Raw genomic sequence first — 15883 nt, 5'->3', positions numbered from 1 at the left:
GCTTAAGCCAGATAAAGAGGCCATCAAAGATAGCACTTTCGGCAGAGATATGGGGACGAGGTGGTGATTTTACGAGGGGGGATCCAAAAATGGGCCGTCCCGCTGCAACCGGGACGACCAGACAACCTGTTACTTCATACTGTTGGCGATGAGTTCGACGTTATGGCGCAGCATTTTAACGTAGCTATCGGCCACGCCCCCCGGCTTAGACAGCGCTTCAGGATAGAGTTCGCCGCCCGGTTGCGCCCCCGTCGCGCCAGCGATTTGCTGCACCAGACGCGGGTCCAGCTGGTTTTCCATAAACCAGGTATGCACGCCATCGGCTTTGATTTGCTTAATCAACGCCGCCACCTGCGCCGCGCTGGCTTCGCTCTCGGATGAGAGCCCCTGCGGCGCGAGGAACGTCACGTGGTAAGCGCGGCCAAAATAGCCGAAAGCGTCATGGCTGGTCAGCACTTTACGCTTCGCCTGCGGGATGGCGCTAAACTGCGCCTTCGCCCAGCCGTCAATTGCCGTCAGCTGCTCGATATAACGCTTACCGCTGCTCTGGAGCGCCGCTTTATCCTGCGGGTCGGCTTTCACCAGGCCATCAAGGATATTCTGCGCGTACAGCGCGCCATTGGCGGCGCTATTCCAGGCGTGGGGATCGGTCACCGTTTTCCCGTCTTCATCGAGGGTATGCGTCTTAACCCCTTTTGACGCCACCACTAATTCGCCCTTAAAACCGGATGCTTTCACCAGCCGATCCAGCCACCCTTCCAGACCAAGCCCGTTGACCACCACCACGTCGGCTTTGCTGAGCAGCGCGCTATCCTTCGGTGAGGGTTCAAAGGTGTGCGGATCGCCATCCGGCCCTACCAGCGTATCGACATGAACATGCTCGCCGCCTATCTGCTGCGCCATATCGCCCAGCACCGAAAAGCTGCTTACCACGTTCAGCGTTTTTGCCATCGCCCCCTGCGCCATCAGCCCCACGGCTAACACCATCACCACTGCACTTCGTTTCATCATTTCCTTACCCCATTAATTTGCGCCAGCCAACGACCAGCCGGCTGCGCGTGCCAAAAAACACTGAAATAAAAAACAGTACGCTGGCGGTCAGCACGATGGCGGGCCCGGCGGGTAAATTCACTGCCCACGAAAGGCTCAATCCCATCCAGGCGCAACACGCGCCGATCGCCGCCGCCAGCAACAAAATGCCCGGCAGCGTCCGCGCCCAGCAGCGCGCCGCTACCGCGGGCAACATCATCAGCCCTACCGCCATTAGCGTGCCGAGCACCTGAAACCCCGCCACCAGGTTCAGTACCAAGAGCGCAAGAAACAGGCCGTGCAGCAGCGCCGGTAGCCGCCGCGCGTTGACCTGTAGCCAGGCGCTATCGAACGCCTCGCTGACCAGCCCGCGATAAAACAGCGCAATGCACAGCAGCGTCAGGCTCGCCACGCCGGTGACAAAGAACGCCGCGTCGCTATCCACCGCCAGAATCGAACCAAACAGCAGATGCAGCAGATCGACGCTGGAGCCGCGCAGCGAGACCAGCGTGACGCCAAGGGCCAGCGAGCCGAGGTAAAACCCGGCAAAACTGGCGTCCTCTTTGAGCGGCGTTCGCCGGCTGACCCAGCCTGCCACCAGCGCCACCGCGATCCCGGCGATAAATCCGCCGACGCTCATCGCCAGCAGCGACATACCGTTAAGGAGATAACCCGCCGCCACCCCCGGCAGAATGGCGTGCGACAGCGCATCGCCCATCAGGCTCATCCGCCGCAGCAGCAATAGCACGCCCAGCATGGTGGTGCTCAGCGACAGCGCGAAGCACACCACGAGCGCCCGGCGCATAAAGCCAAATTCAATAAAAGGTTGAAAAAAGGTATGCCAGATCATGCCTGCCTCGCGGTGTTGAAGGCGGGAAGCACGCTTGACGTCTCGCCCCAGCGCGCGTGCTGGGGTTCAAGTAGCAGCGTCTCTGGGAAGAAATCGGCCACGCACTGGTTGTCGTGCAGCACCGCCAGAATCGTTTGCCCCTGGCGATGCATATCGACGATAAGCGCCATCAGCTCGCGGCTGGTGGCCTCATCGATGCCGGTAAACGGCTCGTCCAACATCACCAGCGGCGCCTGTTGCACCATCACCCTGGCAAAGAGCATGCGCTGGAACTGGCCGCCCGAGAGTTCTTCAATCGGCGTATTGGCCATCGCGCTGAGCCCAACCCGCTCCAGCGCCGCCGCGATGCGCCGACGCTCGCCGCCGCCCAGACCGCGCAGCAGCGAGACCCGCGGCCAGGCCCCCTGGCTGACGACATCGCGAACCAGCAGCGGAAACTGTGATTCCAGGGCATGGCGCTGCGCAAGCCAGCCGACCACGGGCCGCCCTTTGCACCAGTTCAGCCGGCCGCTAACCGGCGGAATAAATCCAGCCAGCGTTTTCAGCAGCGTCGATTTACCGCAGCCATTAAGGCCGACTATCGCCGTCAGGCTTCCGGCCGCAATCACGCCGCTCATCGCCGGAGTGATTGCCATGCCCTCATACCCGGCAACCAGATGATCCAGCTCAATCATGGCAGCGCCACCGCCCACCATGTGGCCAGCCATAGCGCCGCCAGCAGTCCGCAGGCAATTGCCACGCGCACCGCGCCGGATGCCATAAAAACCGATGTGAACATATTCCTGCCTCATTAAAATGTTATAACATAACAATATGAGATTCAGAAAAGAATGTAAATCTGCGTCAGCGAGAGGAAATGTAACAAAGGTCAACAAAAGGCATGCAGACGGGAAAAAACGGAGGATAAGCGCGGCGTCACGGGGAAGATGTCCCCGGTCGCGCTGCGCTTACCGGGGCTACCAAACGGATACCAGACCGTAGCCCGGATAAGGCGCTACGCGCCGCCATCCGGGGAACTCGAAATATATCGGCTGGATGAAAGGATCAATACCCGCCGCGGGCCTGCGAAACCGCCAGCCCCAGTTGCCAGACAGCCATCGCGTAGTGGGTGCTGTGGTTATAACGGGTGATAGTGTAGAAGTTCGGCAGACCATACCAGTACTGGTACCCGGTGCCGATATCCAGCCGCAGCAGGCTGGCCTGCTGATGGTTGCCCAGCGGCTGCGTTGGGGTTAACCCCGCCGCAGACAGCTGTGAAATGCTGTATTTGGTTTTAAAGCCGTTATCCAGACCCGGCGCCTGGCCCAGCGCCTGCACCGCAACGGTATCGCCGCTCACCCAGCCGTGCTGTTTAAAGTAGTTCGCCACGCTGCCGATGGCATCAACCGGATCCCACAGGTTGATATGTCCATCGCCGTTGAAGTCCACCGCGTATTGCTTATAGGACGACGGCATAAACTGGCCGTAGCCCATCGCGCCGGCAAAGGAGCCTTTCAGATCCAGCGGGTCATCGCTTTCGCTGCGCGCCATCAGCAGGAAGGTTTCCAGCTCAGAGGAGAAGTATTCCGCGCGGCGCGGATAGTTGAACGACAGCGTCGCCAGCGCATCGAGGATGCGCGTTTTGCCCATCACCCGGCCCCAGCGGGTTTCCACGCCGATAATGCCGACGATGATTTCCGGCGGTACGCCGTAGACCTGATACGCGCGGTTCAGCGCGTCCTGATACTGGTTCCAGAACACCACGCCGTTCTGCACGTTATCCGGCGTAATAAACTGTTTCTTATAGCGTAACCAGGCGCCGTTTGGCCCGGTCGGCGGCAGCCCGCTTGGCGCCTGGCGATCCATCAGTCGCAACACGTAGTCCAGGCGCTTGGCCTGCGACAGGATCTCCTGGAGCTGCTGTCTATCGAAGCCGTGCTTCGCCACCATCTTATCGATGAACTGCGCCGCCGCTGGGTTATTGGCGAAATCGCCGCCCATCTGCATCACGTTATGCTGCGGTTCCAGCAAAAAGCCGCCGGTTCCGCTCGCCATCTCCGCTTCCGCGGGGGTCTTAGGTTTGCTGCTGCAGGCAGCGAGAAGTGCACATAAAGGGAGTAAAGCCAGATAGCGACGCTTCAACATGGGAATTCCATTTAACAAAATCGGCAAAGGGTAATTATGGTAAAGCATGCGCCCGCCAACAAGGAAGCGGCAATACATTTGCAGACAAAATAGTTCTTTTTTTGCACGTTCTCCGCATTCGATCCGCACGTTAATTTTTTCACTCATCGCGCACAAACTTTCAAAATAAAATATTTGTCTTTCATTTTGCGATCAATTTAACACTTTCAAACCTTTCAAAGTGATTAAAATCAGCCTCCAGTTAGCAAGAAAAATAACACGCTGAAGGAGAGAACAATGATTGAAATCGTTACCCACGGCGCTGAGTGGTTCATCGGCCTGTTTCAGAAAGGCGGCGAGGTGTTTACCGGTATGGTGACCGGGATCCTGCCGCTGCTGATAAGCCTGCTGGTGATCATGAACGCGCTGATCAACTTTATCGGCCAGCAGCGGATCGAAAAGCTGGCGCAGCGCTGCGCCGGCAACCCGCTTACCCGTTACCTGCTGCTGCCCTGCATCGGCACCTTTGTCTTCTGCAATCCCATGACCTTAAGCCTTGGCCGCTTTATGCCGGAGAAATACAAACCGAGCTACTACGCGGCGGCCTCCTATAGCTGTCATTCGATGAACGGGCTGTTTCCGCACATCAACCCCGGCGAGCTGTTTGTTTATCTCGGCATCGCCAACGGCCTCACCACGCTGGGCCTGCCGCTTGGCCCGCTGGCGGTGAGCTACCTGCTGGTTGGCCTGGTAACCAACTTCTTCCGCGGCTGGGTCACCGACCTGACCACCTCTATTTTCGAGAAAAAAATGGCGATTCAACTTGACCAGAAAGTGCGTCTGTCAGGAGCGACATCATGACCCGTATTCGTATTGAAAAAGGGACCGGCGGTTGGGGCGGCCCGCTTGAGCTCGACGTCGTTGAGGGCAAAAAGATTGTCTATATCACCGCAGGCACCCGCCCGGCGATCGTCGATACGCTCGCCAGCCTGACCGGCTGGCAGGCGGTTGATGGATTTAAAGAGGGTGAACCGGCGGAAAGCGAAATCGGCATCGCCATTATTGACTGCGGCGGCACCCTGCGATGCGGCCTCTATCCGAAGCGCCGTATTCCGACCATCAACATCCACGCCACCGGTAAATCCGGGCCGCTGGCGCAGTACATCGTCGAAGATATTTACGTCTCCGGAGTAAAAGAAGAGAACATCAAACTGCTGGAAGATAGCGGCGAGACGGCAGCGCAACCACTCCCCGCCGCGGGCCGCGATTACGATGCCAGCAAGAAGATTACCGAACAGAGCGACGGCCTGCTGGCTAAGGTCGGAATGGGAATGGGTTCGGTGGTCGCGGTACTGTTCCAGGCCGGGCGCGACACCATTGATACGGTGCTGAAAACCATCCTGCCGTTTATGGCCTTCGTCTCGGCGCTGATCGGCATCATCATGGCCTCCGGTATCGGCGACTGGATTGCCCACGGCCTGGCGCCGCTCGCCAGTCATCCGCTGGGGCTGGTGACGCTGGCACTGATCTGCTCCTTCCCACTGTTATCGCCGTTTCTCGGCCCCGGCGCGGTGATAGCCCAGGTGATCGGTGTGCTGATCGGCGTCCAGATCGGTCTGGGCAACATTCCACCGCATCTCGCCCTGCCCGCGCTGTTTGCCATTAATGCCCAGGCCGCCTGCGATTTTATCCCGGTAGGTCTGTCGCTGGCCGAAGCCCGTCAGGATACCGTGCGCGTCGGCGTGCCGTCAGTTCTGGTCAGCCGCTTCCTCACCGGCGCGCCAACCGTGCTGATCGCGTGGTTCGTTTCCGGATTTATTTACCAGTAAGAGGTTCCTGAAGATGACCGTCATTTACCACACCACCATTACCCGTATCGGCGCCAGCGCGGCGACGGCGCTGGAAGAACAGATGCTCATTACCTTCCGCGAAGGCGCCCCGGCCGATATCGAAGAGTACTGCTTTATTCACAACCACGGCGAGCTGTGCGGCGCGCTGCGCCCGGGCGCGGAACTGCAGCTCGGCGATCGGCGTTACCCGGTGACCGCCGTCGGCGAGGTCGCCGAGCAAAACCTGCGCGAGCTGGGCCACATCACCCTGCGCTTCGACGGCCATCGTCAGGCGGAGTTTCCCGGAACCGTTCACGTCGCGGGCCCGGTGCCGGACGCCATCGCGACCGGTTGCGTACTGAAATTTGTTGCTTAGAAGGAGAGAAAGATGAATCAGGTTGCTGTTGTCATTGGTGGCGGACAAACCTTAGGAGAGTTTCTGTGCCGCGGTCTGGCCGCCGAGGGCTACCGCGTGGCGGTGGTTGATATTCAAAGTGAAAAAGCCAGCCGCGTCGCCCAGGAGATCAACGCTGAATATGGCGAAGGTACGGCATACGGCTTCGGCGCCGACGCCACCAGCGAAGCCAGCGTCACGGCGCTGGCCCACGGCGTAGATGAGATTTTCACGCGCGTCGATCTCCTGGTCTACAGTGCCGGTATCGCTAAGGCCGCGTTTATTAGCGACTTCGCGCTGGGCGATTTTGACCGCTCGCTGCAGGTCAACCTGGTGGGCTATTTCCTCTGCGCCCGCGAGTTCTCACGGCTGATGATCCGCGATGGCATTAAAGGTCGCATCATTCAGATTAACTCGAAATCCGGCAAAGTCGGCAGTAAGCATAACTCAGGCTATAGCGCGGCGAAGTTCGGCGGCGTCGGGCTGACCCAGTCGCTGGCGCTGGATCTGGCGGAATACGGTATTACCGTGCATTCGCTGATGCTCGGCAATCTGTTGAAATCACCGATGTTCCAGTCGCTGCTGCCGCAGTACGCCACCAAGCTCGGCATTGATGAGAGCGAAGTCGAGCAGTACTACATCGATAAGGTGCCGTTGAAACGCGGCTGCGATTACCAGGATGTGCTGAACGTCTTGATGTTTTACGCCAGCCCGCAGGCGTCGTACTGCACCGGGCAGTCGATTAACGTCACCGGCGGCCAGGTGATGTTTTAAAAGGTTCCCGGATGGCGCTGCGCTTATCCGGGCAAAAAAAACCATAGATACTGTTATCGGTTTGCAACGGTTTTGGTTGGGGAAAAACAGTTGTTTTTTATTATTTCAGAGCAGATTGCGCTCCCGATATTTCTTCTGCGTTATGGCTCTCATGGCGCAGGGAGCGCACAGAGGGCGGCCAGTCGCCGCCGCCCTCTGTACTCCCGGGCTCTGGCTGCCAAAATCGCCACTTCGTGGTACCTTCGACTAATCCCGGCAGGCTCCGGGTCGGGCCGAGGCAGCGTCCCTGCAAATCACGGCCCTCAGCCCGCATCCATGCGGGCTGCCCCGGCCTTCCGGGAACGTCTCAGCGATTTTGAGGCCACCAACACCGCAGTTTCAGTAGCCATGGTTACAAAATAGAGATCTTAAGCTCACAATGGCACGGACCGTAGGCCGGATAAGGCGCTGCCGCCATCCGGCGCGAAAGTAGCTCTTTACCCGCGGTTATTGCCCAGCGGAGCTACGCTTGCGCGGGCCTACAGACCATATGCCGGCGTAGGTCGGGTAAGGCGTTAGCCGCCACCCGACAAAAAACGGTACCCGGGTTGTACCCGGCATCACACCTTCAGGAGACATTATGGTTACCGCACTCACTACCGTCGCCGCTATTGCCTGGCTTTGCCAACTGGCTTTCGGCGGCTGGCAGATCCGCCGCTTCAATCGCGCCTTTGATAGCCTTTGCCAGCAGGGCCGCGTTGGCGTCGGCCGTTCCGCCGGGCGCTTTAAACCGCGCGCGATTGTCGCTATCGCCATCGATGAAAACGATCGTATTTGCGATACGCTGTTGATGAAGGGCCTAACCGTCTTCGCCAGCCCGCGAAAAATTCCCACGCTTACCGGTAAACATCTCGAGGAATTGCAGCCTGATGTGATCTTTCCCAATGATCCGCTCTGTCAGAATGCACTATCATTAGCGCTTAATCCGAAACATGCATAATTTCGTTGTGAAAGTTAATATCTTGCGAAATTATCACTTCGAAACTTAAACGCAGGATACAACGCCTATGAAACCACGTCAGCGCCAGGCAGCCATTCTCGAGCACCTGCAATCGCAGGGCAAATGCTCGGTCGAAGAGCTGGCGCAACACTTCGACACCACCGGCACCACTATCCGCAAGGATCTGGTGATTCTGGAGAATGCCGGGACCGTCATCCGTACCTACGGCGGCGTAGTGTTAAATAAAGACGAGGCCGACCCGCCTATCGACCACAAGACGCTGATCAACACTCATAAGAAAGCGCAGATTGCCGAGGCCGCCGTGCGATATATCCACGATGGCGATTCAATTATCCTCGACGCCGGCAGCACCGTGCTGCAGATGGTGCCGCTGCTGAGCCGCTTCAATAACATTACGGTGATGACCAACAGCCTGCATATCGTCAACGCACTTTCCGAGCTCGATAACGAGCAGACTATCCTGATGCCGGGCGGCACCTTCCGTAAAAAATCGGCCTCCTTTCACGGCCAACTGGCGGAAAATGCCTTCGAACAATTCAGCTTCGACAAGCTGTTTATGGGCACCGATGGTATTGATCTGGTGGCGGGCGTCACCACCTTTAACGAGGTCTATACCGTAAGTAAGGCGATGTGTAACGCCGCCCGCGAAGTGATCCTGATGGCCGACTCATCAAAGTTTGGCCGTAAAAGTCCCAATATTGTCTGCGGCCTTGAGCGCGTGGATAAATTGATTACCGATGCCGATATTGACCCTGAATTCCAGCGGGCGCTGGAAGCAAAAGGTATTGAAGTCATTATTACTGGAGAACATCATGAGTAACTTTTTGTTAGAGGCCGGACGCCAGACCCTGATGCTTGAACTACAGGAGGCGAGCCGCCTGCCGGAGCGCCTGGGCGACGACTTCATCCGCGCGGCGGAAACCATCATCCACTGCGAGGGCAAACTGATTGTCTCCGGTATCGGTAAATCCGGCCACATCGGTAAAAAGCTGGCGGCAACCTTCGCCAGCACCGGCACCCCGGCGTTTTTCGTCCATCCGGCGGAAGCCCTGCACGGCGATCTCGGCATGCTCGATAGCCGCGACGTGATGCTGTTTATCTCCTACTCCGGTAGCGCGAAAGAGCTGGATCTCATCGTGCCGCGGCTGGAAGAGAAATCCATTCCGCTGCTGGCGATGACCGGCAAATCCACCTCGCCGCTGGCGCTGGCGGCGAAAGCGGTGCTGGATATCGCCGTGGAGCGTGAAGCCTGTCCGATGCATCTGGCCCCGACCTCCAGCACCGTCAACACGCTGATGCTGGGCGACGCGCTGGCGATGGCGGTGATGCAGGCGCGCGGTTTCAATGAAGAAGATTTCGCCCGTTCCCACCCGGCGGGCGCCCTCGGCGCGCGTCTGCTGAACAAAGTGCATCACCTGATGCGCCGCGACGAAGAAGTGCCGCGGGTCAATACCGAGGCTAACGTCATGGACGCCATGCTTGAACTAAGCCGAACCGGACTTGGCCTGGTGGCGGTATGCGATGAAGCCAACCGCGTGCAGGGCGTGTTCACCGACGGCGACCTGCGCCGCTGGCTGGTTGCTGGCGGTACGCTCAACGATGGCGTCACTCAGGCGATGACCCGCAACGGCGTGACGCTGCAGGCGGAAAGCCGCGCGGTGGAAGCCAAAGAGCGGTTGATGAAACACAAAATCAGCGCCGCGCCGGTAGTGGATGAAAACGGCCAACTGGTCGGCGCCATCAACCTGCAGAACTTTTACCAGGCAGGGATCCTTTAAGCCCCAGACGTTTCGCCAGCCGATGCAGGTTGGCGACGTCCAGTTCCAGCGCACGGGCGGTCGCCGCCCAGTTGCGCTGGTTCGCCTCCAGCGCGCGGCTAATCGCTTCTCGCTGAAAAGCTTCGGTCGCCTCGCGCAGATTGACGTTTCCCGTCGCGGGCGCCGCTGCCGCCGTCTCAGTCGGCAACATCGGCGCCGCCACCGCAAACTGGAAATGCTGCGGCTCCAGCACCACTTCATCGCCGGCCTGGGTGGCCCGCGCCAGCACCACCGCCCGGTGAATAGCATGCTCCAGTTCGCGCACGTTGCCCGGCCAGGACCACTGCTGCAGCCTGTTTCGCGCCGCCTCAGCCAAAATGACCCGCGCCAGCCCCATCCGCAGGCGGCACTGCTCACAGAAATAGCCCGCCAGCAGCACCACATCGTTTTCCCGCTCGCGTAGCGCCGGAACCGATAGCGGGAAGACGCTCAGCCGATGGTACAGGTCGGCGCGAAAGCGCCCTTCCACCACCTCCTGGCGCAGATCGCGGTTAGTCGCCGCCAGCACCCGCACATCGACCCGCAGGCTGCGGTCATCGCCGACGCGCTGAATATCGCCATACTGCAGCACGCGCAGCAGTTTCGCCTGCAGCGCCAGCGACAGTTCGCCGATTTCGTCAAGGAACAGGGTGCCGTTATCAGCCATCTCAAATTTACCGCTGCGGTTGCTGATAGCCCCGGTAAACGCCCCTTTCACATGGCCGAACAGCTCGCTCTCCGCCACGCTTTCCGGCAGCGCCGCGCAGTTGAGATAGACCAGCGGATTAGCGGCTCGCGGCGACCCCTGATGCACCGCCTTCGCCACCAGCTCTTTACCGGTGCCGGTTTCGCCGCTAATCAGCACGTTTAAATCCGAGGCGGCGACGATATCGATCTCTTTTTTCAGCTGCAACATAGGGGCCGACAGGCCGATAATCTCCTGACGCTCAGGCTGCGCGTAATTCACCGGCTGCGCCGGCAACACGTTTTGCGCCTCAAGGCGGGCGATGAGCAGCGCGTTATTCAAGGCGCCAGCCACCAGCGCGGCAATCAGCCGCAGCTCTTCATCGCTGAAGCTATCGAAACGGTCGGCATCCATCCCGTCCAGGGTCAGCGCGCCAATCAGCGTCTGCCCGGCAAACAGCGGCAGGCCAACGCAGGCGTGAACCTTCAGGCTCTCATGGCCGGGGATCAGCCCGTCGTAGGGGTCGGGCAAGTCGCTATCCGCCGGGAAGCGCACCACATCCCCGGCACGCGCAATCGCCTCAAGCCGCGGGTGCCCTTCCAGGACAAAGCGCCGACCGAGCACATCCTGCGCCAGGCCATCGATCGCCAGCGGCACAAACTGATGCGCCTCATAGCGCAGCAGCGCCGAGGCATCGCAGCCGAGAATCTGCCGCAGGGTAGTAATCAGGCGCGAAAAACGGTCGCTGTGACCGATATCGCTTTGTAAATCAATGGCGATTCTCGCCAGCGCGTCGACGGAAAAACTCATTGCCGCTCCATTGTCATTTTGACAATACACATTGTCATATCGACTATTTTAACAATAGTCATTTTGACAGCAACCAAAATCAACAAAAATTAAAAATACATAATTATCAATGAATTAAAAAGTTGGCACGCAACTTGATATAAGCCAATCAACTGAGTTTAAACACACTGTATTGATTGAGGTTGCTATGTCTATTGCGGTTAAAAATAACATTCTTTGGGTTGGCCAACGCGATTGGGAAGTGCGTGATTTCCACGGTACCGAATATAAAACGCTGCGCGGCAGCAGCTATAACAGCTATCTCATCCGTGAAGAGAAAAACGTGCTGATCGATACCGTCGATCATAAATTCAGCCGCGAGTTCGTACAGAACCTGCGCAGCGAAATCGATCTGGCTGACCTCGACTACATCGTCATTAACCACGCCGAAGAGGACCATGCCGGCGCGCTGACCGAACTGATGATGCAGATCCCGGATACGCCGATTTACTGCACCGCCAACGCCATCGACTCGATCAACGGCCACCATCATCATCCAGAGTGGAACTTCCACGTGGTGAAAACCGGCGATACTCTCGATATCGGTAATGGTAAACAGCTGATCTTCGTGGAAACGCCGATGCTGCACTGGCCTGACAGCATGATGACCTACCTGACCGGCGACGCGGTGCTGTTCAGCAACGACGCCTTCGGCCAGCACTACTGCGACGAACACCTGTTCAACGATGAAGTGGACCAGATTGAACTGTACGAACAGTGCCAGCGCTACTACGCCAACATCCTGACACCCTTCAGCCGCCTGGTGACGCCGAAAATTACTGAAATCCTCGGCTTCAACCTGCCGGTGGATATGATTGCCACCTCCCACGGCGTGGTCTGGCGCGATAACCCGACGCAAATCGTCGAGAAATACCTCGAGTGGGCGGCGGATTATCAGGAAGATCGCATCACCCTCTTCTACGACACCATGTCCAATAACACCCGCATGATGGCGGACGCCATCGCTCAGGGGATCACTGAAGTCGACCCGCGGGTAGCGGTAAAAATCTTCAACGTCGCCCGCAGCGACAAAAACGACATTCTGACCAACGTTTTCCGCTCGAAAGGCGTACTGGTGGGCACCTCCACCATGAACAACGTGATGATGCCGAAAATCGCCGGGCTGGTGGAAGAGATGACCGGGCTGCGTTTTCGCAATAAACGCGCCAGCGCCTTTGGCTCGCACGGCTGGAGCGGCGGCGCGGTAGACCGCCTGTCCACCCGCCTGCAGGATGCCGGTTTTGAGATGTCGCTGAGCCTGAAAGCCAAATGGCGCCCGGATATTGACGCGCTGGAACTGTGCCGCCAACACGGACGCGACATCGCCCGCCAGTGGGCCCTCTCGCCGCTGCCGGTTGCTGAAGCAGCGACAACGCCGGAACAACGGGACTGCGCCTGTGCTGCCGCCGCGGCCGCCGATCTCGGTCCCATGATGCAGTGCAGCGTGTGCCAGTGGGTCTATGACCCGGCGAAAGGCGAACCTAACCAGGATGTACAGCCGGGTACGCCGTGGAGTGAAGTGCCGGACAATTTCCTCTGCCCTGAGTGTTCTCTTGGCAAAGATGTCTTTGACGTACTGGCGATGGAGGCAAAATGAGTGATGGCATCGTCATCATCGGCTCGGGCTTCGCGGCCCGCCAACTGGTGAAAAATATTCGTAAGCAGGATACGCAAATTCCGCTGACGTTAATCGCCGCCGATAGCATGGATGAGTACAACAAACCGGATCTCAGCCATGTCATCAGCCGCGGGCAGAAGGCCGACGATCTGACCCTGCAAAGCGCAGGCGAGTTCGCCGAGCAGTACAATCTGCGTTTGTTTCCCCATACCTGGGTAAGCGATATCGACGCCGAAAACCGGTTAGTGAAGAGCCAGGATAACCAGTGGCGCTACGACAAACTGGTGCTGGCCACCGGCGCGACGCCGTTTATCCCGCCGGTGCCGGGGCGCGAGCTGATGCTGACGCTGAACAGCCAGCGCGAATATGGCGCGGCGCAGAGCCAGCTCCGCGATGCCAAACGGGTGCTGATCGTCGGCGGCGGCCTGATTGGCTGCGAACTGGCGATGGATTTCTGCCGCGCCGGTAAAGCGGTAACGGTAGTCGATAACTCAGCCAGCGTGCTGGCGGCGCTGATGCCGCCGGAGGCCAGCAGCCGCCTGCAGCATCGGCTTACCGAGATGGGCGTACATCTGATGCTCAAAACGCAGCTTGAGGGGCTGGAGCAAACCGCCGACGGCATTCGCGTCAGCCTCGACCGCCAGCGCGCGATAACCGTCGATGCGGTCGTTGCCGCCGCCGGCCTGCGCCCGGAAACGTCGCTGGCGCGTCATGCCGGATTGCAGATTAACCGCGGCGTGGTAGTCAATAGCCAACTGCAAACCAGCGATCCGGCAATCTATGCGCTCGGCGACTGTGCGGAAATCAACGGTACGGTACTGCCGTTCCTGCAGCCGATTTTACTCAGCGCCATGTGCCTGAGTAAAAATTTGCTGGCGCAAGCGGGCGAGCTCACCTTGCCGCCAATGCTGGTGAAAGTGAAAACGCCGGATCTGCCGCTGCATCTGGCCGGCGACACCCGCCGCGACGATCTGACGTGGAATATCGTGGCCGCTAAAGAGGGGCTGGTGGCGAAAGGTCTGGATGCCGAAAACCAGCTGCGGGCCTTTGTGGTGAGCGAAGATAAAATGAAGGAAGCCTTTGCGCTGCTCAAGCAACTGGTGAGGTGATTACCGTCCAGGCGACCCTGTTTTGCCGGGTGGCGCTACGCTTACCCGGCCTACGGTCCATGCGGCCTGCCTTTAATTTATTCACCATGCTGGCTGAAACTGCCGCTGTTGGTGGCCACAAAATCGCTGAGACGTTACAGGCAGGCCGGGGCAGCCCGCATGGATGCGGGCTGAGGGCCGTGTTTTGCACGGATAATGAGATGGACGCTCCAGATTTTACGGTATCAAAGTACCAGACTGGATCGTTGCAATACGTCCTAAAAAATGAGGAGCGTCCACATGAAAGTATCAACTCTTGGTATCGACCTGGCAAAGAACGTTTTTCAGCTTCATGGCGTCGATCACGAAGGTCATACTATTTTGCGTAAAAAGCTCACCCGGGCTAAGTTTGTTCAATTTGTTATTCAACTGGAGCCTTGTCTGATTGGCATGGAAGCCTGCTCATCCAGTCATCATTTCGCGCGACTATTCACCCGCTATGGTCATGAGGTAAAACTCATCCCTCCGCAGTATGTAAAGCCTTATGTGAAAACGAACAAGACGGATGCAGCAGACGCTGAAGCTATCTGCGAAGCGGTCACCCGCCCGAATATGCGTTTTGTACAGATAAAAACCGAAGAGCAGCAGGCCGTTTTAGCGTTACACACTGAACGGGGAATACTTATCCGTGAGCGGATCGCCTGTTCCAATAGTTTAAGAGCCACACTTGCTGAGTTTGGTATTACGATTGCGGCCGGACAAAGCCATTTAACCCATGAGCTGCCAGCCATTCTGGAGGACGACGAAAATGGTTTATCTCCCTTCGTCAGAACCAGCATCTACAGACAGTCTAAACATATCCGGGAACTTGAGGAGCAAGTTAAACAGGTAGAACAAGCTCTGGCCTCCTGGTACAGAACGCAGGAAGCCTGCCAGAGAATGGCCAAAATCCCGGGGGTTGGTATGTTAACGGCCACTTATGTGATAGCGGCAGTGGGTAATGCCCGACAATTCAGTACTGCAAAGCAGTTCGCTTCATGGCTGGGGCTGACACCAAAGGAACATTCCAGCGGCGGGAAACAGCAACTGGGAGGGATCAGCAAACGTGGAGATGGATATTTCCGATACCTGCTGGTTCACGGCGCACGCGCACTTACCGCCTGGGTCAACCGGAACGGCGCGGTTGAGAAGAATGCCTGGCTTCAGGGACTACTTGAGCGGAAGCACTGCAATGTAGCTGTTGTCGCCATGGCGGCAAAAACAGCCAGGATCATGTGGTCAATGTTGACACACAATACTGAATATCAGCCTCGCCAGCTCGCCTGACACAAGGTCAGTCAATCTGACGAGGTGCTGAAAAAGAGTTAACGTCCTGGTAGGTGCAGGTGACTTCAGAAGATGGCAAAACAGGTAAGACCGCAGGCAGGATACACCGAGAGGTAGCAAGGGCAAGTCAGCTCGCACAGGATGATTGGTACCTGCCTGGCGGATTTCATCATGGTTCGGGATAAAGAAATCCCATCAGAAACCGGATATATGGCTGCACCTACCCGTTTTATTACTGAACTGAAGAAAGCATTGCATTCCGGGAGCGTCCATATAGGCTGCCTCGGCCCGACCCGAAGCCTGCCGGGATAAGTCGAAGGCACCACGAAGTGGCGATTTTGGCGGCCAGAGCCCGGGGGTACAGGGGGCGGCGGCGACTGGCCGCCCCCTGTGCGCTCCCTGCGCCACGGAAAACATATTGCAGAAAAATTAACCGGGAGCGCAATATCCTCTGAAACGACACGCGATAAACGTTTTTCTAAAGCGAAAAAGTTGCAAACCGATAACAGTATCTACAGTTCTGGTGAGGTGATGGTTTTCCC

General features: G+C 58.1%; 15 protein-coding genes. 10 read left to right on the top strand and 5 right to left on the bottom strand.

Annotated features, from left to right (window positions below; all coding sequences use genetic code 11):
* Positions 1-129: 129 nt before the first annotated feature.
* The 4 genes from KGA69_RS11625 to mltB all read right to left on the bottom strand — a co-directional run bounded on the left by KGA69_RS11625 (position 130) and on the right by mltB (position 4003).
* Positions 130-1008, bottom strand: a complete 879-nt coding sequence (locus tag KGA69_RS11625) for a metal ABC transporter substrate-binding protein (RefSeq protein ID WP_049060481.1) — start codon at positions 1006-1008, stop codon at positions 130-132.
* Between the two features lie 7 nt (positions 1009-1015).
* The gene (locus KGA69_RS11620) at positions 1016-1879 is read right to left on the bottom strand and encodes a metal ABC transporter permease (RefSeq protein WP_045395415.1); all 864 of its coding nucleotides are present in this window, start codon (positions 1877-1879) and stop codon (positions 1016-1018) included.
* A complete protein-coding gene (locus KGA69_RS11615; RefSeq protein ID WP_162184079.1) occupies positions 1876-2586 on the bottom strand; it encodes a metal ABC transporter ATP-binding protein in 711 nt (236 codons plus the stop codon). Before KGA69_RS11615 ends, KGA69_RS11620 begins: the two co-directional genes overlap by 4 nt.
* A gap of 337 nt (positions 2587-2923) precedes the next feature.
* Positions 2924-4003, bottom strand: coding sequence for a lytic murein transglycosylase B (mltB, locus tag KGA69_RS11610; protein ID WP_045395411.1), 1080 nt, complete (start codon positions 4001-4003; stop codon positions 2924-2926).
* Positions 4004-4279: 276 nt separating this feature from the next.
* Here mltB and KGA69_RS11605 point away from each other — a divergent pair, with 276 nt between their 5' ends.
* The 7 genes from KGA69_RS11605 to gutQ all read left to right on the top strand — a co-directional run bounded on the left by KGA69_RS11605 (position 4280) and on the right by gutQ (position 9757).
* Positions 4280-4843 carry a PTS glucitol/sorbitol transporter subunit IIC gene (locus KGA69_RS11605; protein WP_047049987.1) on the top strand — a complete coding sequence of 188 codons (564 nt, stop codon included), beginning with the start codon at positions 4280-4282 and terminating at the stop codon, positions 4841-4843.
* Positions 4840-5811 carry a PTS glucitol/sorbitol transporter subunit IIB gene (locus KGA69_RS11600; RefSeq protein WP_045377322.1) on the top strand — a complete coding sequence of 324 codons (972 nt, stop codon included), beginning with the start codon at positions 4840-4842 and terminating at the stop codon, positions 5809-5811. Before KGA69_RS11605 ends, KGA69_RS11600 begins: the two co-directional genes overlap by 4 nt.
* A gap of 13 nt (positions 5812-5824) precedes the next feature.
* Positions 5825-6187, top strand: a complete 363-nt coding sequence (gene srlB / locus KGA69_RS11595) for a PTS glucitol/sorbitol transporter subunit IIA (protein WP_047049983.1) — start codon at positions 5825-5827, stop codon at positions 6185-6187.
* Positions 6188-6199: 12 nt separating this feature from the next.
* Complete coding sequence (gene srlD / locus KGA69_RS11590; protein ID WP_008806161.1) at positions 6200-6979, top strand: sorbitol-6-phosphate dehydrogenase; 780 nt, start codon at positions 6200-6202, stop codon at positions 6977-6979.
* Positions 6980-7598: 619 nt separating this feature from the next.
* Complete coding sequence (gene gutM / locus KGA69_RS11585) at positions 7599-7958, top strand: transcriptional regulator GutM (RefSeq protein ID WP_049061183.1); 360 nt, start codon at positions 7599-7601, stop codon at positions 7956-7958.
* A 67-nt stretch (positions 7959-8025) separates the two neighbouring features.
* Entirely contained in the window at positions 8026-8799 is a 774-nt protein-coding gene (srlR, locus tag KGA69_RS11580; protein ID WP_020078110.1) for a glucitol operon DNA-binding transcriptional repressor SrlR, read from the top strand.
* On the top strand, positions 8792-9757 hold the full coding sequence (gene gutQ, locus KGA69_RS11575; RefSeq protein WP_047044133.1) for an arabinose-5-phosphate isomerase GutQ: 966 nt from the start codon (positions 8792-8794) through the stop codon (positions 9755-9757). The genes srlR and gutQ overlap by 8 nt, the downstream gene beginning before the upstream one ends.
* Here the strand turns inward: gutQ and norR are convergent.
* Complete coding sequence (gene norR, locus KGA69_RS11570) at positions 9720-11270, bottom strand: nitric oxide reductase transcriptional regulator NorR (RefSeq protein ID WP_213293109.1); 1551 nt, start codon at positions 11268-11270, stop codon at positions 9720-9722. The genes gutQ and norR overlap by 38 nt on opposite strands.
* A 187-nt stretch (positions 11271-11457) precedes the next feature.
* Between norR and norV the strand changes: the two genes are divergently transcribed.
* From norV to KGA69_RS11555, 3 genes are all read left to right on the top strand, one after another.
* Positions 11458-12906: an anaerobic nitric oxide reductase flavorubredoxin gene (gene norV / locus KGA69_RS11565; protein WP_045395400.1), complete on the top strand. Its 1449-nt coding sequence runs from the start codon at positions 11458-11460 to the stop codon at positions 12904-12906.
* The gene (gene norW, locus KGA69_RS11560) at positions 12903-14036 is read left to right on the top strand and encodes an NADH:flavorubredoxin reductase NorW (RefSeq protein WP_045395398.1); all 1134 of its coding nucleotides are present in this window, start codon (positions 12903-12905) and stop codon (positions 14034-14036) included. The genes norV and norW overlap by 4 nt, the downstream gene beginning before the upstream one ends.
* Positions 14037-14315: 279 nt before the next feature.
* On the top strand, positions 14316-15341 hold the full coding sequence (locus KGA69_RS11555; protein ID WP_045398393.1) for an IS110 family RNA-guided transposase: 1026 nt from the start codon (positions 14316-14318) through the stop codon (positions 15339-15341).
* Positions 15342-15883: the final 542 nt, after the last annotated feature.

The organism is Klebsiella sp. A52 (assembly GCF_018388785.1).
In the GTDB taxonomy this organism is placed as follows: Bacteria; Pseudomonadota; Gammaproteobacteria; order Enterobacterales; family Enterobacteriaceae; genus Klebsiella; species Klebsiella aerogenes.
This window is presented reverse-complemented; position numbering and strand designations above follow the sequence as displayed.